Here is an 18084-nt window from a genome sequence, read left to right on the forward strand (position 1 = left end):
GGCGGGGGCCGGAGCGGTGCGGGCGACTCGCGCACGCCGCGCGGAGCCCTGGCCGCTGACGCCGTAGCCGACCAGCACGGCCTCGCGGGCCTCGCCGTCGGCCTCCACGGCCGCCGGAGCCGGGGTGGGAGCCGGCGCGGCGCCGTGCGGGTCGGTGTCCACCTCGATGATCGGGGTGCCGACGTCCACGGTCGTGCCGGGGTCGACGAGGATCCGGGTGACGACGCCGGTGAACGGGCTCGGCAGGTCGACCAGCGACTTCGCCGTCTCGATCTCGACGATGGTCTGGTTGACCTCGACGGTGTCGCCGACGGCGACGTGCCACGCGACGATCTCGGCCTCGGTCAGGCCCTCGCCCGCGTCGGGCAGGTTGAACTGCTGGTAGATCGGCACCGTGGTCTCCTCACACGCCGGGGATCAGAACGTCAGGGTGCGGTCGACGGCGTCGAGCACACGGTCCAGGCCAGGCAGGTAGTCCTCTTCGATCTTCGAGACGGGGTACGGGGTGTGGAACCCGCCGACTCGCAGCACCGGGGCCTCGAGCTGGTAGAAGCACTCCTCGGTGACCCGCGCGGCGACCTCGGCGCCCGTCCCGTAGACCGTCGGGGCCTCGTGGACCACGACGCAGCGGCCCGTGCGGCGCACCGAGGCGACCACCGTCTCGACGTCCAGCGGGGAGAGCGTCCGCAGGTCCACGACCTCGATGCTCGTGCCCTCGGCCGCTGCCGCGTCGGCGGCCTTGAGCGCGGTGGCGACGGTGGGGCCGTACGCCACGACGGTCACGTCCGTGCCGGACCGCAGCACCTGGGCGCGGTCCAGGCCGGTGGCGGCCTCGGCGTGCGGCGCGGCGACGGGGCCCAGGTCCACGTCGCCCTTGTCCCAGTACCGGCCCTTCGGCTCGAAGAACAGCACCGGGTCGGGCGACGCGATGGCCTGCTGGATCATCGCGTAGGCGTCGGCGGGGTTCGACGGGCTCACCACCCGAAGGCCCGGGGTGTGCGCGAACAGCGCCTCGGGCGACTCGCTGTGGTGCTCGATGGCGCCGATGCCGCCGCCGTAGGGCACGCGGATGACGACGGGCAGCGTCAGCCGCCCGCGCGAGCGGTAGTGCATCTTCGCGAGCTGCGTCGTGATCTGGTCGAACGCCGGGAAGATGAAGCCGTCGAACTGGATCTCGCACACCGGGCGGTAGCCGCGCAGGGCCAGGCCGATGGCCGTGCCGAGGATGCCCGACTCGGCGAGCGGCGTGTCGACGACGCGCTCCCCGCCGAAGTCCTTGTGCAGGCCGTCGGTGACGCGGAACACCCCGCCCAGGGCGCCGATGTCCTCGCCCATGAGGAGCACCTTCGGGTCCTGCTCCAGCGAGCGGCGCAGCCCCAGGTTGATCGCCTTGCCGAGAGTCAGGCGCTGGACGCCGCTCATGTCGCTCATCGGGCGGCTCCCGTCGTGTCAGCGGCGCCCGTCGCGGGCAGGAACGAGCCCTCGTAGGCCTCGAACCAGACCCGCTCCGTCTCGACCATCGCGTTCGGTGTGGCGTAGACGTGCTCGAACATCGAGGCGCTGTCGGGGGCCTCCCAGCCGCGCACCGTGGTGCGGAGCCGCTCGCCGAGCCGTGCGGCCTCGGCGTCGAGGTCGGCGGTGAACTCGGCGGGGAGCTCGCCGATCGCCTCCAGATGGAGCCGCAGGCGGTCGATCGGGTCGCGGCGGGCCCAGTAGTCCTCCTCGGCGGCGGACCGGTAGCGCGTGGGGTCGTCCGACGTGGTGTGCGCGCCCATCCGGTAGGTGAACGCCTCGATGAACGTCGGGCCTCCCCCGCTGCGCGCCCGTTCGAGCGCCTCGGCGGTCACGGCGTAGCAGGCGAGCACGTCGTTGCCGTCGACGCGCACGCTGGGTATGCCGAAGCCGGGCGCGCGGTCGGCGATCGGCACGCGGGACTGGCGGGTGGTGGGCTCGGAGATCGCCCACTGGTTGTTCTGGCAGAAGAACACCATCGGCGCGTTGTTCACCGCGGCGAAGACGAGCGCCTCACTGACGTCGCCCTGGGAGGTGGCGCCGTCGCCGAAGTACGTGACCACTGCGGTGTCTCGGTCGGGGTCGCCGGTGCCGACGGCGCCGTCGCGCTGCACGCCCATCGCGTAGCCGGTGGCGTGCAGGGTGTGCGAGCCGATGACCAGCGTGTACAGGTGGAAGTTGTGGGCCTCGGTGTCCCAGCCGCCGTGGTCGATGCCGCGGAACAGGCGCAGCAAGTCGGCGAGGTCCAGCCCGCGGGTGTGGGCCACACCGTGCTCGCGGTAGGACGGGAAGACGTAGTCCTGCGAGCGCAGCGCCCGACCCGAGCCGATCTGCGCGGCCTCCTGGCCGAGGCTCTGGGCCCACAGCCCGAGCTCGCCCTGGCGCTGGAGCGCGGTGGCCTCGGTGTCGAACCGGCGCACGATGACCATGTCCCGGTAGAGGCCGCGCAGCGCCTCGGCGTCGAGGTGCGCGATGCGGCCGGAGTAGTCGGAGTGCTCGACCCGCTGCCCCGCGGGGGTGAGCAACTGGACGAGTCCATCGTCGGTGAGTGGGCCAGAGGTGCTCACGCGCGGTCTCCTTCGCGTGCCGGCAGCAAGGGTGAGAAACGGTCAGAACGAACCTACGTGAGCGTAGGCTACGCAACCGTAGGTTGTCCCAGTCACCGGGGACAACCCTTGCGACAGCGCTTTGTCGACATCCCACATGGCCTCGGCCACCATGCGGATCTCGGCACCAGGACCGCGCTCGACAGCGTCAGCGCGCCTGGCGAGCGTCAGCGCGCGAAGCCCTCCGCGACCTCCAGCAGCAGGTCAGTGGCCTCGACCTCGCCGACGCTCACCCGCACCCCATCGCCGGCGAACGGCCGCACCAGCACCCCCGCACGGGCCGACTCCCCCGCGAACGCCAGCGCCCGATCCCCGAGCGGCAGCCATACGAAGTTGGCCTCGCTCTCCGGGACCTGCCAGCCCTGCGCGCGCAGCCCCGCGAGCATCCGCGCCCGCTCCTCCACCACGGCCTGCACCCGGGCCATCAGCTCCTCCGAGGCCCGCAGCGACGCCACCGCCGCGAGCTGGGCGAGCTGCGAGACCCCGAACGGCGTCGACACCGCCCGGATCCCCGCGGCCAACCGTGGACGTGCCACCGCGAAGCCGACCCGCAGCCCGGCCAGGCCATACGCCTTCGAGAAGGTGCGCAGCAGCACCACGTTGGGGCGCGCGGCGAAGACCGCCAGGCCGTCCGCGGCCAACGGGTCCCGCACGAACTCCACATACGCCTCGTCGAGCACCACGAGCACGTCGCGCGGGACCGCGTCGAGCAGCTCCTCCAACTCGTCGGCGCGCACGGCCGGGCCAGTCGGGTTGTTGGGGGTGCACAACAGGATGACGCGCGTCCGGTCAGTCACAGCCGCCGCCATCGCGGGCAGGTCCAGGCGGCCATCGGCGGTGAGCGGCACCTGCACCGCCCTCGCTCCGGCGATGCCCACGGCGATCGGGTACGCCTCGAAGGACCTCCAGGGGAACACCACCTCGTCGCCCGCGTCGCACACCGCCGCGAGCACGTGGCCGAGCACCGCCACCGAGCCGTTGCCGGTGACCACCCCGGCGGGGTTCACGCCCAGGTGGGCCGCGATCGCCTCGGTGAGCTCGGTCGCGTACATGTCCGGGTACCGGTTGACGTCCATCGCGCCGTCGGCGATGGCGGCCACCACCGACCCCAGTGGCGGGAACGGGTTCTCGTTGGAGGACAGCTTGAACGCCGCCGCTCCGACGAGTGCGCGGGCGCCCGGGACGTAGGGCGGCAGTGCGGCGACAGCGGGGCGGAGCTGAACCTGGGTCACGGCCACAGCATGCCACCGCCACGTTCGGCCGCTGCGGCGACGGACCGGATGGCAGGATCGGGTCATGAGCTTCGTGCTGCGCGTGATCATCAACGGCATCGCCATCTGGTTCGCGACCCTGATCCTGCCCGGCCTGGTGATCGTCGGCACCGACTCGACGTGGCAGGCCATCGGGGTGATCCTGCTGGTCGGCCTGGTGTTCGGCCTCGTCAACGCGATCGTCAAGCCCATCGTCAAACTCATCTCGCTGCCGCTGTACATCCTCACGCTGGGCCTGTTCACCCTGGTGGTGAACGCCCTGATGCTGATGCTCACGGCCTGGATCACGAACCAGTCCACCTGGGGGCTGCGCGTCGACAACTTCGGCACCGCGGTGCTGGGCGCGCTGGTGATCTCGATCGTCAGCTTCGTGCTGAGCGTGCTGGCCCCGGGACGCCGCCGCTGAGCCACGGCTCCGGCCCGGCGCCTCATCGGGGCGCCGCGGGGTAGACCAGCGGCCCCAGGCGTGGCGGCTGCGGCAGGCCTGCCACTGTGCCGGGCCGCCCGACGACGTCCGGGGTGACCGGCTGGGAGCCCTGGTACTGGGTGACCGTGACGGTGGTGCCGTCAGGCCCGTAGATGCCCTGCTGCACCGAGTCGCGCCACCAGCGCAGTGACGGGTCCTGCGCGCCAGCGGCCTCGACCCGCTCCGAGCTGCGGGCGTAGGCAGTCAGGGCGTGCGACTCGATCACGTCGTAGGAGGCCACCCGATCGGCCGGATCGGTGGACGTCCTCAGGTCGACGGACACCGTGAGGCGCTGCGGGGTGTCCGGCGAGGGCAGCCCGTCGAGCGTGGGGACGACGTCCGTGGAGTGCTCGAGGTGCTTGGTGGCGACTCCTGGCGGCGCCGCCATCCCGGCCACGGGCGATCCGGCGGTCAGCACATGCGTGACGGTGTGGCGGCCGGTGACCGCGACGGCGGACGCGACGGCCATCGCCGCCATGCCGCCCTGGCTGTGCCCGGCGAGCAGCACCGGCTCCCCCGGCTCGGCGCCGGCCTGGTCGAGCGCCTGGAGCACGAGGTCGCTGGCGCCGTCGGGCAGGCCCGCCATCAGGGGCACGTTGGTGGTGGCGCGCATCGGGTTGTCGCCCTCCGGGCCCGAGTCCTGCGTGCCCGGGATCGCCACCGCCCAGCTCCGCGAGCCGTCGGGCTGGTCGAAGCGCAGCACGCTCACCACCCCGAGGCCCCCGTGGGCGCCACCCGGGTAGGCGTCGTCGATCAGCCTGAGCAGCCCGGCGTCGTCTCGGGGCCGCTCGGCGCCGTGCAGGGTGCGCGTGCTGCCGAGCACGCGGACGCTCACCTGGCGATGCCCCAGGATCGCCGCCAACGGCTCGGCCGCGCTGCCCACGGGGTGCGGCGGCGCGAGCCGGATGCCTGGGCGCAGCGCCTGCAGGTGGCTGGTGACGCCGTGCAGCAGCAGCTCGACGCCGCCGGTGCGCGCCATCGTCGTCGGCTCGGGCCAGCGGCCGGTGCGCGCCTTGACCCAGAGCGCGACGAGCCCCGCCGAGGTCGCCAGGTGGGCGCCTGCCACCCAGGCCATCGGCCAGCCGAGCGGCCCCTCGCCGACCCAGGACGCGTGCGCCCCGACGAGCCCGCGCACCAGTCGTTCGACGGCGCCTTCCGCCTGCTCGTACCCCTCGGCGGCGGCCCGCAGCGACCGGGTGAGCGCGCGGAGCGACTCGGCGGTCTCACCGGGTGAGCCGAGGCCGTTGAGCAGTGGGGCAAGGGCCGTCCGCGCGGCCCGTCCCGAGCCGAGCGCCTCGTCGCCCTCCCAGGTGGCCTGGGATGCGGCGGCCAGCGCTGCCGCGGCGTCGTCGAGCCGGGCGGCGGCCGTCTCGAGCGACTGGGCCGCCTGGTGCAGGTCCGCGAGCCGCGCCACGGTGCCGCCGCGCCCGCCGGACACCTCGATCCCGCCGCCGAGGTCGGTCACCACTGCCTGCCGGTGGGCCGGGCGAGCAGCCCGTTCGCGATGTCGGCGCGCAACGCCACGCAGGCCAGCGCAGTGGCGCGATCGTGCTGCCGGAGCGCGTCATAGGCCGTGTCGATGTCGCGCGCGGTGCGGGCGACGGCCTGCTGCGCCTCGTCGAGGGCGGCGCGGTACCGGTCGGCGGTGTCCGACACCCACTCGACCTGCGCCGCCGCGGCGAGTGCCCGGGCAGCCTCGTCGACATGCCCGGCGGCGGCCGCCACCACGGGCGCGATCGTCGCCGAGCCAGTCATCGCCATCGTCATGTGCCCGACGCTAGGCACGCGACGGGGTGGGGTTGCCACCGTTCCCCGTCCCCGGGGAAATCCGCGAAAGCCCTCGGCCTGGGGGTGCGTCGGCAATACCCTCGCCGAGTGCGACGCCGCTCCGCGCCCTGGGGCGCCCTCGCGATACTCACCGGGTCCGTCCTGTTCGCCGTCAACGGCACCGTCGCCAAAATCGCGATGCAGTCCGGCCTCAGCCCGGAGCGGCTCGTCGAGCTCCGCTGCCTGGGCTCAGCCGTCCTGCTCGTGGCCGTGGCCCTCATCGTCAACCCGCGGGCTCTGCGGGCCAGCGGCAAAGAGCTCGCCGTGCTGGCGCTGCTCGGCGTCGTCGGGGTCGCCCTGGTGCAGTGGTGCTACCTCGTGGCCATCTCGCGGCTGCCCGTCGGGCTCGCGCTGCTGCTCGAGTACACCGCCCCGCTGCTCGTCGCGCTGTGGGCCAGGTTCGTGCTGCGCGAGCAGGTCCGCGCGCGGGTGTGGTGGGCGCTGGCCGCCTGCCTGGCCGGCCTGGCGCTCGTCGCGCAGGTGGGCGACGGCATCACGCTCGACGGCCTGGGCATCGCCGCCGGGCTGGGCGCCGCCGTCGCGCTGGCCGCCTACTACCTGCTGGGCGAGCGGTTGATGACCCGCCGCGAGCCGCTCACCACACACGCCTGGTCGATGACGTTCGCGGCGCTGTTGTGGGTGGTGCTGCAACCGCTGTGGACCTTCCCGCGCGGGGTCCTCACCCAGGACGCCCCGCTCGCCGGGCCGCTGGCCGATGTGCGGGCGCCGATGTGGCTGCTCGTGCTCGGCATCGTGGTGCTCGGCACGGCCGTGCCCTACCTGCTGTTCCTGGTGGGCATCCGCCGGCTCGGCGCGGCGCGTGCGGGCCTGCTCGGCATGTCGGAGCCGGTGGCGGCCTCAGCCGTCGCCTGGGTGGTGCTGGGCGAGGCGATGACGGCGGTGCAGCTCATCGGGGCGGCGGTGGTGCTCGCGGGCATCGGGCTGGCGGAGACGTCCCGCCGACGCTCGGGCGATCCCGTCGACGTCGCCCAGGTCAATCCCGCCGCCACCACAGCTCCCTAGGCCGCGGCAGCGCCAGGACGACGACGACGCCCGCCAGCGCCAGGGCCGCGACCCGCCACCCGTCGCCCGGGGGCAGCCCGCCTTCGGCCACCACGGCGGCCACCACCGCCAACGTCTGCGCGCCGACCTGCAGCACCGCCGCCTCCCGCGCGCCGGAGGCCAGCACCGCCAGCTCGACGCGCGTGCGCCGGGTGGTCCGCGCGGCCACGGCGCCCAGCCACAGCAGCAGGTGGACCAGCAGCACCAGCGCCATGGTCGCCCCCAGGGGTGGCACACCGCCGAACAGCACCCGGACGCCCGCCACCAGCACGACCGCCCCGGACAGCCCCAGCCCGGGCGCCCAGGCCAGCACGGCGACGAGCATGCCCATCGCCACGGCCACCGACGTGGGCGCCTGTGGGCCCGGGCCCGACCACGCGACCGCCAAGGCCAGCGCGGCGACGCCGGCGAGCACCAACCGCAGCGCCCAGGCGGGCGCCCAGGGCCCGATGTCGACCTCCACATCGTCCCGTCGGGAAGGGGCCGCCAGCCGCCAGCCCCACAGGCGCCTCATGCGGGCACCCCCGCCCCCGGCCGACGGCGCCCCCGCCGAGCCAGTCCGGCGAGGGTGACGGCGGGATCGTCACGCCACGACACCACCTCGACGTCGAGGTCGGCCAGGCCCGCGAGCCGGTCCTCGCGGGCCAGCCGCACGATGCGCAGCGCGAGCCGCTCCCGATCGTCCAGATGACGCTCACGCACCTCCGGCAGCACATCCACAGCGATCACCCGATGCCCGCCCCGGCGCCACTGGCCCGCGACCCGTGACGCCTCGTCGTCCAAGAACGTGGAGAACACCACGACCAGCGCGCCCGAGGGGATCTGCGGCGGGCGCAGCCGCTTGGGCGGCTCGCCCTCCGGCCGCGTCACCGCCAGGGCATGCCGGATGCGGTCGAGCTGACGTCGCCCTCCCCCGGGCGGCAGCGGGCGGCGCCGCGCGCCGAGGTCGTCCAGCCCCACCCGGTCGCCGACCGCGAGGTAGCGCTGCGCGAGGGACGCCGCCGCATGGCGGCCCAAGTCGAGCGACGTCGGGTCCTGCGCGCGGGGGCCCTCGGCGCCACGCCACGTGCGGGGGTCGGGGCCGACGTCGTCCCGCGAGTCGACGACCAGCAGCACGACGGCCTCGGCGAGCGCGTGCTCGCGGCGCACGTACAGCTCGCGCAGGTCCGGGGCGCGCCGGGCCGTGACCCGCCAGTCGATCCGGCGCAGCCGGTCCCCCGGCGCGAACATGTGCACATCCCGCAGGTCCCCGCCCTCGCCCGGCCGACGCGACGTGTGCGCGCCGGTCAGCCCGCGCAGGCGCGGCGGCAGCGGCAGGTCGCGGAGCGCCGACGGGCTGGGCAGCACCAGCGCGGTGCGCTGCACCGGGTCCGTGGGCTCGCCGATGCTCGCGGCGCCCGCGCCGATGCCCTGCGCGTCGACGGTGGCGACCTCCTGCGGGCCGGTCCGCACTGTGCGCACCACCACCGGCAGGCTGCGCGTCCGATCGACCCGCACCAGCAGCTCGGCGGCGTCCCGGCCGGCGCGCCGCACCCCGACGAGCGCGGCCGTCATCCCGGGCGGGGCGTCCAGCAGCACCCGGGCCCGGACGGCGCCCGTGCGTGCCGCGCGCGGGTCCGAGGCGCCGTCGCCAGATGCCCCCGCACGCGATGCCCCGTCACCCGCCTGGGCGTCGGGACCCGCGCCGTCGCCGTCCGCCTCGGATCCGTCGCCGTCAGCCCCCGCCGACCAGCCCGTCACCCGCACCGTGAGCTCGCCCGAGGGCCGCCGCCACAGGTCCCACGCCGCCGCCACCAGGGGCGCCGCGCCGAGCACCGCGACATCGGGCCGGCCCAGCAGGCCACCGGCGATGAGGAGCGCCGCGCTCGCCACGGCGCCGGCGCCAGCCGCGCGGCTGCGGGTCCACCGCTCGCTCACTCGACCCCCGGCCGCGCCGCCACGCCACCGGCCACGACGGGCTCGCCGCGCCGGACCGTCGGCGGCACCGGCGTCCGGCCCAGCACCTCCGTGACCACGCGCTGCGGCGCCAGGCCCGTGGCCCACGCCTGCGGGCTCAGCGAGATCCGGTGCGCGAGCGTCGCGACGCCCACCGCCTTCACGTCCTCCGGGGCCACGAAGTCGCGCCCGTCGAGCACCGCGAGCGCGCGGGCCACCAGCACCAGCGCCTGCGATCCGCGCGGCGAGGCGCCCACCTCGACGGCGGCGTGCGCCCGGGTCGCGGCGGCCAGGTCGACGCAGTAGCCGAGCACGTCCGGGTCGACGGCGACGGCCTCGACGCCCGCCTGCATCTGCCGCAGGGCCACGGCGTCGACGACCTGCCGCACGTCCGCGTGCTCGCGGCGCCGGGCGAGCCGGCGGTCCAGCACGTCCACCTCGGCGGCGCGGTCGGGGTAGCCGACGGCGAGCCGCACCATGAAGCGGTCGAGCTGCGCCTCGGGCAGCGGGTAGGTGCCCTCGTACTCCACCGGGTTCGACGTGGCGACGACGTGGAACGGCTCGGCGAGCCGGTACGTCGTCCCGTCGACGGTGACCTGCCGCTCCGCCATGGCCTCCAGCAGCGCGGACTGCGTCTTGGGGGCGGTGCGGTTGATCTCGTCGGCGAGGAGCAGGCCGGTGAACACCGGGCCGGGCCGGAACGCGAACGTCGCGGTGGCGGGGTCGAACACGCTCGAGCCGGTGAGGTCCGACGGCAGCAGGTCGGGGGTGCACTGCACGCGGCGGAAGTCGAGCCCGAGGGCCGTGGCCAGGCTGCGGGCGGCGAGCGTCTTGCCGAGGCCCGGCACGTCCTCGAACAGCACGTGGCCGCCGGCGAGGATCGCCGCGAGCGCGACCCGCAGCGGCTCGCGCATGCCCACCACCACCGTCCCGACCTCGTCGAGCACGGCACGGCCGCGGGCGGCGACCTCGGGGACGGAGAGAGCGGTGCTGGTCATCGGACGGTTCTCCCGGAGGTCGAGGGTGCTGGCGTCGAGTCGAGGCGGGGCATCGGGTCGGCCACCGGCCGCGCGGAGGGCGTGCCGAGGCCTTCCAGCACGCCGACGGCGTGGCGGACGTCGGCGAGCCGCGGCAGCGGGAGGCCGGTGGTGGTCAGAGTGCGGTGCGCCCGGGAGCCGACGAGCTCGCACAGTGCGGCGTCGTCGTCGGGCTCCTCGAGCCGCACGCCGTGGCGGGCGAGCCGGACGGCGGCGGTGGCCCGCAGCACCCGGTGGGCGCGCTCCCCGACGCGGCCGTCGCGCGCCACCATCGCCCACGCGAGGTCCTGCACCTCGCCGCGCGCCCCGTGCCGGCGCGGCTCATGCTCATGCACCCGCCAGGCGTCGGCGTCGGGCTCGACCCGTTCGAGCAGCACCACGGCGACGGCCAGCGCAAGCCCGATGAGCAGCGCCGACGTCAGGGTGAGGCCCACGGCCCAGATGATCAGCGCACCGCCGCCGCCGAGGATGAGGGGGCGCCCGGTCAGGCGCGCCAGCCGCCTCATGGGCGGCCCTCGAGCATCGGGTCCGCGCCGGTGTCGCGCCGGTCGCCGAGGCCGTCGGCGAGCACCGCGAGGCACTCCTGCGCGAGCCGGACGTCCTGGTCGGTGACGGGGCGGTCGCTGAACCGGGCCGTCAGGTAGAGGCCCAGCAAGGCACGCGTGGCGTCCGGGTCCGCGCGCGTCCCGTCGAGCACGTCGACGGTGAGCTCGCTCGCCGTCTGGGCGGGGTCCCGCTCGACACCGCTGCGCTCCGCGGCTTCCTCCAGCGCGACCCAGGCGGCCACCACGGCGTCGGCGGGCTCCGCCTCACCCGCGAGCGCGTGCGCGGCACGTGCGACGCCTGCGCGCAGGACGGGCGCGGCGGCCTCGTCGTCGGCGTCGATGACCAGGTCGTCGGGCGCCTCGTCGCGGGCTGTCTGGTCGCGTGCCGCCCAGGTCCGCAGCAGCGCCCGCACGGCCAGGACCAGCAGCCACAGCAGCACCGCCACGCACAGCGCGGCGAACACGGCGCCGACCCAGCCGAGCCAGGCGGGCAGCGCCTCGGCCGCCGCCAGCCCGTCGGGCAGCGACTCGGGCAGTGCGGACGGGGTCTGCTGGGGCGGGGTGAAGACGAAATCGGGGGCGCCGACGTCGCGTCGCCCGATCGTCCACGGGCCGGCGGCGGCCGCGGCGATCACCGACGCGACGACGAGCACAGCCACGAGCGCGGTGGGCAGCAGGCCCCTGGCGGTCTCAGGTCGCACGCCTCGCCGTCCCGTCGCTGTGGTCTCGGATCGGCACACTGTAGCCACGTCGCGGCGGACAGCCCGTGGGACACCCGGCGCCCTCTGGGATGATGACGGCCATGACCTCCCCCGCGCGCGTGAGCCTGGCCGACGTGACTCCCCCCATCGCCCTGGGGCCGCTCGACGGCCGCTACCGCTCGGCGGTGGCGCCGCTGGTCGACCACCTCTCCGAGGCGGCGCTCAACCGCGAGCGGGTGCACGTCGAGGTCGAGTGGCTGATCCACCTCACGTCGCAGCAGGTGGTGCCGGGGGCGCCGGAGCTGTCGGCCGCGGAGCAGCAGTACCTGCGCGACGTCGTGGCGACGTTCGGCCCGGACGAGGTCGCCGAGCTGGCCGAGATCGAGCGCACGACGGTGCACGACGTGAAGGCCGTCGAGTACTTCCTCAAGCGCCGCCTGGCCGAGGCGCCCGCCGCGCTGGGCCCCGACACCGTGCTGCCCGCGGTCAGCGAGCTCGTGCACTTCGCGTGCACCAGCGAGGACATCAACAACCTCTCCTATGCGCTGATGGTGCGCGGCGCCGTCCGCGAGGTCTGGCTGCCGGCCGCGGACGCCCTGGTCGACGACGTCGCCGCGATGGCCCGCGACCTCGCGGGGGTCCCGATGCTGGCGCTCACGCATGGGCAGCCCGCCACGCCGACCACGCTCGGCAAGGAGCTGGCCGTGCTAGCGCACCGCCTGCGCCGCCAGCTCCGCCGGATCGAGTCCGACGAGTTCCTCGGCAAGCTCAACGGCGCCACCGGCACGTACGGCGCCCATGTGGTCGCGGTGCCGGGCGCCGACTGGCCGGAGGTGTCGCGCACGTTCGTCGAGCACCTGGGCCTCACCTGGAACCCGCTGACCACGCAGATCGAGTCGCATGACTGGCAGGCCGAGCTGTACGCGGACATCGCGCGGTTCAACCGGGTGCTGCACAACCTGGCCACCGACGTGTGGTCGTACATCTCGCGCGGGGTGTTCATCCAGACCCCCGTGGCGGGCGCGACGGGATCGTCGACGATGCCGCACAAGGTCAACCCGATCCGCTTCGAGAACGCCGAGGCGAACCTCGAGCTGTCCTGCGCGCTGCTCGACACGCTGGCCGCGACCCTGGTCACCAGCCGCCTGCAGCGCGACCTGACGGACTCGACGACGCAGCGCAACATCGGCCCGGCGTTCGGCCACTCGCTGCTGGCGATCGACAACGTGCGCCGCGGCCTGCGGGCGCTGTCCGTGGACGCCGGCCTGCTGGCCCGCGAGCTGGACCAGAACTGGGAGGTCCTGGGCGAGCCGGTGCAGTCGGCGATGCGCGCGGCCGCGGTGGCGGGCGTCACGGGCATGCAGAACCCGTATGAGCGGCTCAAGGAGCTGACGCGCGGGCGCCGGCTCACCGCTGACGACATGCGTGAGTTCATCGCCGGGCTGGGCTTGCCGGAGGATGTCGCGGCCCGGTTGGCGGCGCTGGAGCCGGGCTCGTACACGGGCCTCGCGGAGCAGTTGGTCGGCTACCTCGAAGGCTGAGTAGTCCGGTCCGATGGGAGCGGGTCCAACCAGATCCTCACCAACCTCTCAGATATCGCTCTCCTGGAGAGTTCAACCAGGTCATCGACCTATCGGAAGCACCGTCGAAAGTTGAGCAGGAACACGCTCTCCGATCTCGACACCCGGAAGTGGCCCAGAACCCGTGGGCCGTCTGGGTGACTTCTGGACACCTGCCCGGATTCGTTGCACAATCGGGACTCGATTCCGGAACGTCCGGTACTTCCGATTTGGCGAGGGTGCCATCGTGACTCTGATGCAGAAGGCGATCACGCCCGCACTGACGCGCGCTCACCTGAGCGTCGGTCACGACCGCGTGGCCGGCTACGTGGTCCGCGCGGAGGACGTGTCATTCGCCACGACGCCCGCACAGCTCTTCGAGGTGCACGGGCTCGGCTACCCCGGCACCCCGTTCAGCCCCTACGCGCCGTCCATCGACGTGCTGCGCTTCGAGTCCTCCCCGCAGCTCCAGTACAAGGACGTGCCCGGCTACATCGTCCCGCTGTGGTGGCTGCGCCACTCCCGCATCCCCCCGGGCGCCGAGCTCGTGCGCATCTTCGCCGACGGGACCCAGATCCTCCTGGGCCACTACGGCGACGTGGGCACCGGGTGGACCGTCACCCAGCTCGGCGCGCAGCGCCCCGCCCTGGCCTCGCTCTCCCGCTGCGTCGGGCCCGTGGCCAAGTGGCACGGCGCCTACCTCGAGGCCGACGTGGTCGACGAGGGCAACACTGTGGTGCTGGCCCTCGCCAACCCGCCGCTCTTCGAGACGGACTTCCAGCAGTCCCCCGCCGGCCGCTGGTACCGGCGGGTGCCCCGCGAGGAGGTCAGCGAACTGTTCGAGCTGGACCTCACCGCCCGCTGGAACGGCCTCAACGTGCGCGTCGTCGACCAGTGGCAGGACGCGCAGCGCTACGTCGTGGCACGCGTCTCCCACCTCGGCGACGACGTGGACCGCGCCGAGCAGCTCCGCCTGGACCGCGTCGAGGCGGGCGTCTACGAGGCGATCGTCTACGCCGCCGAGCTCACCGACATCCAGACCAACCAAGTCGTGCCCCACACATGGGCGCCCGGACCAGCACAGAAGGCGTGGGCCTGACGGTCCCACGCTCCCCCGGACCGCACGCCGGGCCTGGCTCCCCCCCGCTCAGGCCCGGCGTGCGCTTGTCCGTCGTGGCGCAGCCCTAGTCGCAGTCCTAGTCGCGCGCCGGAATCCCCTCCGCCAGCGGCCTCGACTCGCCCAACTCAGGCGCCGGCACCGCGGCCAACTCGGCCAGCGCCGCGCTGAACGCCTCCGTGTCGCCCACCCGTGCCGCCTCCCGCGCCCGCACCGTCGGCCCGTGCAGGGCGGCCCGTGCGCGGCGCCGCTCCGCTCGCAGCCTCGACGCGCTCTCGACGCCATCGCCTGCCGCGCGCGACGCCAACTCGATCGGCCCCAGCACGCGGGCCCGCTCCTGGAGCACCGCGGGGTTCCACGCGCGCACCCGCTGCCGCGCCTCGAAGTCGGCGGCGGTGCGGTGCACCATCGCCCGCGCGACCTCGATCGGCGGGGACTGCTCATCCGGCGCGTGCTCGCTCACCGTGGTCAGGCTCACCAGGCGAACCCCGGGCAACGACCTCACCCCGGGGTCGACGTCGTGGCGCAGGGCCAAGTCGACAATCGCCAGGGGGCGCTCCACCCCGGCCCGGACGGCGGCCAGCGCGTCCGCCTGCAGCACAGCCCCGGCGGCCCCGCTGCACGCCACGACCAAGTCGACGTCCGCCAGCGCGCCCGCGAGGTCCCGGGTGGCCAACGCCTGGACGCCGCGCGCCTCCGCGAAGGCCGGGGCGCGCCCGCTCGGCGAGAAGACGTGGATGTCATGGCAGCCGCGCGCCTTCAGCGCCGCGAGGCTGGCGCCCGCGTAGGAGCCGGTGCCGACCAGCACGCACCGGACATCGGGCCAGCCCGGCAGGCCGTCCTCGACGAGGTCGAGGGCCACCGACACCACCGATCGCCCGGCGCCGCCGAGCCCGGTCTCGGCCTCGACGGCGCGGGAGGTGCGGGAGGCCGTCTGGAAGAGCCCCTCCAACGCGGAGGTGGTGGTCCCGTCGCGGCGGGCGGCGGTGAGCGCCCGGCGCACCTGGCCCGCGATCTCGCGCTCCCCGACCACCATCGACTCGAGCCCGGACGCGACGGCGAACAGGTGCTCGGCGGCGGCGACGCCGAGGCGCGCGTGGACGTCGGCGGCGACCCTCTCGGCGGGGTAGCCGGTGTGCGCGGACACGACGGCGGCGGCCGCGGCCCGCACATCCGAGGCGTGCTCGGAGGCGACGACGTCCAGGTACAGCTCGAACCGGTTGCAGGTCGCGAGCACCACGGACCCGGCGACAGGCGGGCACTCGGACACGATCTCGCGTCCGACCGCATGCGTCGCGACGGACAGCCGCTCCAGCACCGCGAGGTCGAGGTCGTGGTGACTGGCGACCAATGACATCAGCACCACGATGAAGATTGAATCATCCCGGGGAATATCCGGCACAATCGAGCGGTGAGCCTTCCTGTGACACATCCGCTCGTCGACGGCCGCACGACTAATTCGGCACTGGTGGCCGCCTATTCCGGCGAGGCTCCCAGCCGCCGCCCGGTGTGGTTCATGCGGCAGGCGGGCCGCTCGCTGCCGGAGTACCGGGCCCTGCGGGAGGGGGTCGGGATGCTCGAGTCCTGCCTGCGCCCGGAGCTCGCCAGCGAGATCACGTTGCAGCCCGTCCGGCGGCATGACGTGGACGCGGCGATCTTCTTCTCCGACATCGTGGTGCCGCTGCTGCTGGCCGGTGTGGACGTCGACATCGTCCCCGGCGTGGGGCCGGTCATGGGCTCCGCGGTGCGCACGGCGGACGACGTGGCGCGGCTGCGCGACGCCGGCCCGCTCACCGCGCAGGCCCTCGAGCCGGTGTCCGAGGCTGTGGCGCTGACTGTCGCGGCACTCGGGTCGACGCCGCTGATCGGTTTCGCCGGCGCCCCGTTCACGCTGGCCGCGTACCTGGTGGAGGGCCGCCCGTCGCGGGACCACCTGGCTGCGCGGACGCTGATGCACGCGGACCCGGACACCTGGCGGGCGCTGACCGAGTGGGCCGCCGACGTGACGGGCGCGTTCCTGCGCGCCCAGGTGCTCGCGGGGGCCAGCGCCGCGCAGCTCTTCGACTCGTGGGCGGGCTCGCTGTCCCTGGCCGACTACGTGACGCACGCCGCGCCGTCGTCGGCCCGGGCGCTGGGGAGTGTGGCCGGCCTCGGGGTGCGCACCGTCCACTTCGGCACCGGGACCAGCGAGCTGCTGGCCGCGATGCGCGACGTCGGGGCCGACGTCATCGGCGTCGACTACCGGCTGCCCCTGGACGAGGCGAACCGGCGGCTCGGCGGGCGCACCCCGCTGCAGGGCAACATCGACCCGGCGCTGCTGCAGGCCCCGTGGCCGGTGCTCGAGGCCCATGTCCGGGACGTCCTCGCGCGGGGCGCCCTGGCGCCGGGCCACGTGGCGAACCTGGGGCACGGGGTGCCGCCGGACACCGACCCAGAGGTGCTCACCCGCATCGTCCAGCTCGTGCACGAGGCGTAGGCCGGTGACCGCCCCCGACCTGGGCCAGCCGGGATCTGCGCCTGCGGAGCACTGGGACGCGGTCGTGGTGGGGGGTGGCGTCGCCGGGCTGGTCGCGGCGCGGGACCTCGCGGCCAGCGGGCTGCGCACCCTGGTGCTGGAGGCGCGCGAGACCGTGGGCGGGGCGGTGGGCCGCCACGTGGTGGCCGGGCTGACGCTGGACTCCGGGGCGGAGTCCTTCGCGACGCGGGGCGGGGCGGTGGCCGAGCTGGCCCTCGAGCTCGGCCTGGGCGAGCGGGTGGTCCGCCCTGAGCCACGGGGCGCCTGGGTGCTGCTCCCCCACGGCGCGGGGCCGTTGCCGCGGGCCGGGCTGCTGGGCATCCCGACGGACGCGTGGGCGGCTGACGCGCGGCGGACGTTGGGGACGGCGGGCGCGCTGCGGGCAGGCGTCGACCGCGTGCTGCCCGGGTGGTGGGGCGCCGGCGGGGACGGGCTGACCCTGGGGTCGTTGGTGCGGCGCCGGATGGGCTCCCGGGTGCTGGAGCGCCTGGTGCGGCCGGTGGTGGCCGGGGTGCACGCCGCCGATCCGGATGACGTGTCTGTGGACGCCGTGGCGCCGGGCCTGCGGGCAGCGCTCGCCGAGCAGGGCAGCCTCGCGGGCGCCGTGCGGTCGTTGCGCGCGTCGGCGCCGGCCGGGTCGGCTGTCGCCGGGTTCGACGGCGGGCTGCATGTGCTGGTCGACGCCTTGGCGGCAGACCTCACCGGGCGGGCCGGGCAGGTCCGCACGGGCGCCCGCGCGGTGGCGGTGCGCCGGGCGCTGCAGGACGTGGCGGCGCCGTTCGAGGTGGTGACGGAGGACGCCGAGGGCGCCGAGGGGCTGCTGTGGGCGGATCGGCTGGTGGTGGCGGCCCCGGCGGCGTTGGGCCTGTTGGGCGACGTGGCGCCGGGGCTGGCGGGCGTGGGGCTGGACCCGGGGGCCGAGGTCGTCCTCGTCACGCTGATCCTCGACGCGCCTGCCCTGGACGCCGCCCCGCGCGGCACGGGGGTGCTCACGTCGCCGGCGGCGCAGGGGGTGCGGGCCAAGGCGTTGACGCATGCCACGGCGAAGTGGGCCTGGCTCGCGGCGGCTGCGGGGCCGGGCCGGCATGTGGTGCGGCTGTCCTACGGGGTTGCGGGCGACGACCCCGGGCCACGCGCGCTGCCCGACGACGAGCTGACGGCGCTGGCCCTGCGCGACGCCTCGATCCTGCTGGGCACTCCCCTCGCGGCCGGCCAGGTGGAGGCCTCGGCGCGGGTGGCGTGGTCGCAGTCGCTGCCCCGGCCGAGCGCCGCCCATCGGGAGGCCGTCGCGCAGGTGCGTGCCGCCGTCGCGCAGACCCCTGGGCTCGCGGTGTGCGGCGCCTGGGTGGCGGGCAACGGGCTCGCCGCGGTGGTCCCGGATGCGCGCGCCGCGACACGCGGACTGCTGGGCCGGCAATAGGCCGAGAATTC

Annotated in this window: 18 protein-coding genes; 6 read left to right on the plus strand and 12 right to left on the minus strand. The window is 75.0% G+C overall.

The features are described from left to right. From QUV83_RS16915 to hisC, 4 genes are all read right to left on the minus strand, one after another. Window positions 1-393, minus strand: a 393-nt coding sequence (locus tag QUV83_RS16915) for a biotin/lipoyl-containing protein (RefSeq protein WP_289566098.1), incomplete at its 3' end; no start/stop codon positions are given. 24 nt (window positions 394-417) lie between these two features. Beyond that, complete coding sequence (locus QUV83_RS16920) at window positions 418-1431, minus strand: alpha-ketoacid dehydrogenase subunit beta (protein WP_066583677.1); 1014 nt, start codon at window positions 1429-1431, stop codon at window positions 418-420. Further along, the gene (gene pdhA, locus QUV83_RS16925) at window positions 1428-2579 is read right to left on the minus strand and encodes a pyruvate dehydrogenase (acetyl-transferring) E1 component subunit alpha (RefSeq protein ID WP_289566099.1); all 1152 of its coding nucleotides are present in this window, start codon (window positions 2577-2579) and stop codon (window positions 1428-1430) included. Before pdhA ends, QUV83_RS16920 begins: the two co-directional genes overlap by 4 nt. Before the next feature lie 206 nt (window positions 2580-2785). Further along, window positions 2786-3850 (minus strand): histidinol-phosphate transaminase, encoded by a 1065-nt coding sequence (gene hisC / locus QUV83_RS16930; protein WP_289566100.1) that lies wholly within the window; start codon window positions 3848-3850, stop codon window positions 2786-2788. 64 nt (window positions 3851-3914) lie between these two features. Here hisC and QUV83_RS16935 point away from each other — a divergent pair, with 64 nt between their 5' ends. Continuing rightward, window positions 3915-4295 (plus strand): phage holin family protein, encoded by a 381-nt coding sequence (locus QUV83_RS16935; protein ID WP_289566101.1) that lies wholly within the window; start codon window positions 3915-3917, stop codon window positions 4293-4295. 22 nt (window positions 4296-4317) lie between these two features. On the opposite strand, the gene QUV83_RS16940 is transcribed toward QUV83_RS16935, so the two are convergent. Both QUV83_RS16940 and QUV83_RS16945 read right to left on the minus strand, forming a co-directional pair. Beyond that, window positions 4318-5820 (minus strand): hypothetical protein, encoded by a 1503-nt coding sequence (locus QUV83_RS16940; RefSeq protein WP_289566102.1) that lies wholly within the window; start codon window positions 5818-5820, stop codon window positions 4318-4320. Beyond that, window positions 5817-6122: a hypothetical protein gene (locus QUV83_RS16945; RefSeq protein WP_289566103.1), complete on the minus strand. Its 306-nt coding sequence runs from the start codon at window positions 6120-6122 to the stop codon at window positions 5817-5819. The genes QUV83_RS16940 and QUV83_RS16945 overlap by 4 nt, the downstream gene beginning before the upstream one ends. Window positions 6123-6230: 108 nt before the next feature. Between QUV83_RS16945 and QUV83_RS16950 the strand changes: the two genes are divergently transcribed. Beyond that, the gene (locus tag QUV83_RS16950; protein WP_289566104.1) at window positions 6231-7205 is read left to right on the plus strand and encodes an EamA family transporter; all 975 of its coding nucleotides are present in this window, start codon (window positions 6231-6233) and stop codon (window positions 7203-7205) included. On the opposite strand, the gene QUV83_RS16955 is transcribed toward QUV83_RS16950, so the two are convergent. Genes QUV83_RS16955 through QUV83_RS16975 form a run of 5 tightly spaced genes read right to left on the minus strand, consistent with a single transcriptional unit; the run spans window position 7177 to window position 11462 of the window. Continuing rightward, window positions 7177-7758, minus strand: coding sequence for a hypothetical protein (locus QUV83_RS16955; RefSeq protein ID WP_289566105.1), 582 nt, complete (start codon window positions 7756-7758; stop codon window positions 7177-7179). The two genes, QUV83_RS16950 and QUV83_RS16955, sit on opposite strands and share 29 nt — an antisense overlap. Then, entirely contained in the window at window positions 7755-9161 is a 1407-nt protein-coding gene (locus QUV83_RS16960) for a DUF58 domain-containing protein (protein WP_289566106.1), read from the minus strand. The genes QUV83_RS16955 and QUV83_RS16960 overlap by 4 nt, the downstream gene beginning before the upstream one ends. Continuing rightward, window positions 9158-10177: an AAA family ATPase gene (locus QUV83_RS16965; protein WP_289566107.1), complete on the minus strand. Its 1020-nt coding sequence runs from the start codon at window positions 10175-10177 to the stop codon at window positions 9158-9160. The genes QUV83_RS16960 and QUV83_RS16965 overlap by 4 nt, the downstream gene beginning before the upstream one ends. Further along, a complete protein-coding gene (locus QUV83_RS16970; RefSeq protein WP_289566108.1) occupies window positions 10174-10722 on the minus strand; it encodes a hypothetical protein in 549 nt (182 codons plus the stop codon). The genes QUV83_RS16965 and QUV83_RS16970 overlap by 4 nt, the downstream gene beginning before the upstream one ends. Further along, complete coding sequence (locus tag QUV83_RS16975; RefSeq protein ID WP_289566109.1) at window positions 10719-11462, minus strand: DUF4129 domain-containing protein; 744 nt, start codon at window positions 11460-11462, stop codon at window positions 10719-10721. Before QUV83_RS16975 ends, QUV83_RS16970 begins: the two co-directional genes overlap by 4 nt. Before the next feature lie 101 nt (window positions 11463-11563). On the opposite strand from QUV83_RS16975, the gene purB reads away from it, so the two are divergent. Next, window positions 11564-13003, plus strand: coding sequence for an adenylosuccinate lyase (gene purB, locus QUV83_RS16980; RefSeq protein ID WP_289566110.1), 1440 nt, complete (start codon window positions 11564-11566; stop codon window positions 13001-13003). 274 nt (window positions 13004-13277) lie between these two features. Continuing rightward, window positions 13278-14120, plus strand: coding sequence for a hypothetical protein (locus tag QUV83_RS16985; protein ID WP_289566135.1), 843 nt, complete (start codon window positions 13278-13280; stop codon window positions 14118-14120). A 97-nt stretch (window positions 14121-14217) separates the two neighbouring features. Here the strand turns inward: QUV83_RS16985 and QUV83_RS16990 are convergent, their stop codons facing one another. Further along, window positions 14218-15495: a glutamyl-tRNA reductase gene (locus QUV83_RS16990; protein WP_289566111.1), complete on the minus strand. Its 1278-nt coding sequence runs from the start codon at window positions 15493-15495 to the stop codon at window positions 14218-14220. A 54-nt stretch (window positions 15496-15549) separates the two neighbouring features. On the opposite strand from QUV83_RS16990, the gene hemE reads away from it, so the two are divergent. Both hemE and QUV83_RS17000 read left to right on the plus strand, forming a co-directional pair. Then, on the plus strand, window positions 15550-16614 hold the full coding sequence (hemE, locus tag QUV83_RS16995; RefSeq protein ID WP_289566112.1) for a uroporphyrinogen decarboxylase: 1065 nt from the start codon (window positions 15550-15552) through the stop codon (window positions 16612-16614). A 4-nt stretch (window positions 16615-16618) separates the two neighbouring features. Continuing rightward, window positions 16619-18073 carry a protoporphyrinogen/coproporphyrinogen oxidase gene (locus QUV83_RS17000; protein WP_289566113.1) on the plus strand — a complete coding sequence of 485 codons (1455 nt, stop codon included), beginning with the start codon at window positions 16619-16621 and terminating at the stop codon, window positions 18071-18073. The last annotated feature ends 11 nt before the right edge of the window (window positions 18074-18084 follow it).

This window comes from Cellulomonas cellasea, assembly GCF_030372105.1.
Classification (GTDB): Bacteria; Actinomycetota; Actinomycetes; order Actinomycetales; family Cellulomonadaceae; genus Cellulomonas_A; species Cellulomonas_A cellasea_A.

Coding starts and splice junctions, on each gene's coding strand:
- QUV83_RS16920 (WP_066583677.1), bottom strand. CDS start 1,431: ATGAGCGACATGAGCGGCGTCCAGCGCCTGACTCTCGGCAAGGCGATC.
- QUV83_RS16970 (WP_289566108.1), bottom strand. CDS start 10,722: ATGAGGCGGCTGGCGCGCCTGACCGGGCGCCCCCTCATCCTCGGCGGC.
- QUV83_RS16935 (WP_289566101.1), top strand. CDS start 3,915: ATGAGCTTCGTGCTGCGCGTGATCATCAACGGCATCGCCATCTGGTTC.
- QUV83_RS16965 (WP_289566107.1), bottom strand. CDS start 10,177: ATGACCAGCACCGCTCTCTCCGTCCCCGAGGTCGCCGCCCGCGGCCGT.
- QUV83_RS16990 (WP_289566111.1), bottom strand. CDS start 15,495: ATGTCATTGGTCGCCAGTCACCACGACCTCGACCTCGCGGTGCTGGAG.
- purB (WP_289566110.1), top strand. CDS start 11,564: ATGACCTCCCCCGCGCGCGTGAGCCTGGCCGACGTGACTCCCCCCATC.
- QUV83_RS16945 (WP_289566103.1), bottom strand. CDS start 6,122: ATGACGATGGCGATGACTGGCTCGGCGACGATCGCGCCCGTGGTGGCG.
- QUV83_RS16955 (WP_289566105.1), bottom strand. CDS start 7,758: ATGAGGCGCCTGTGGGGCTGGCGGCTGGCGGCCCCTTCCCGACGGGAC.
- QUV83_RS16985 (WP_289566135.1), top strand. CDS start 13,278: ATGCAGAAGGCGATCACGCCCGCACTGACGCGCGCTCACCTGAGCGTC.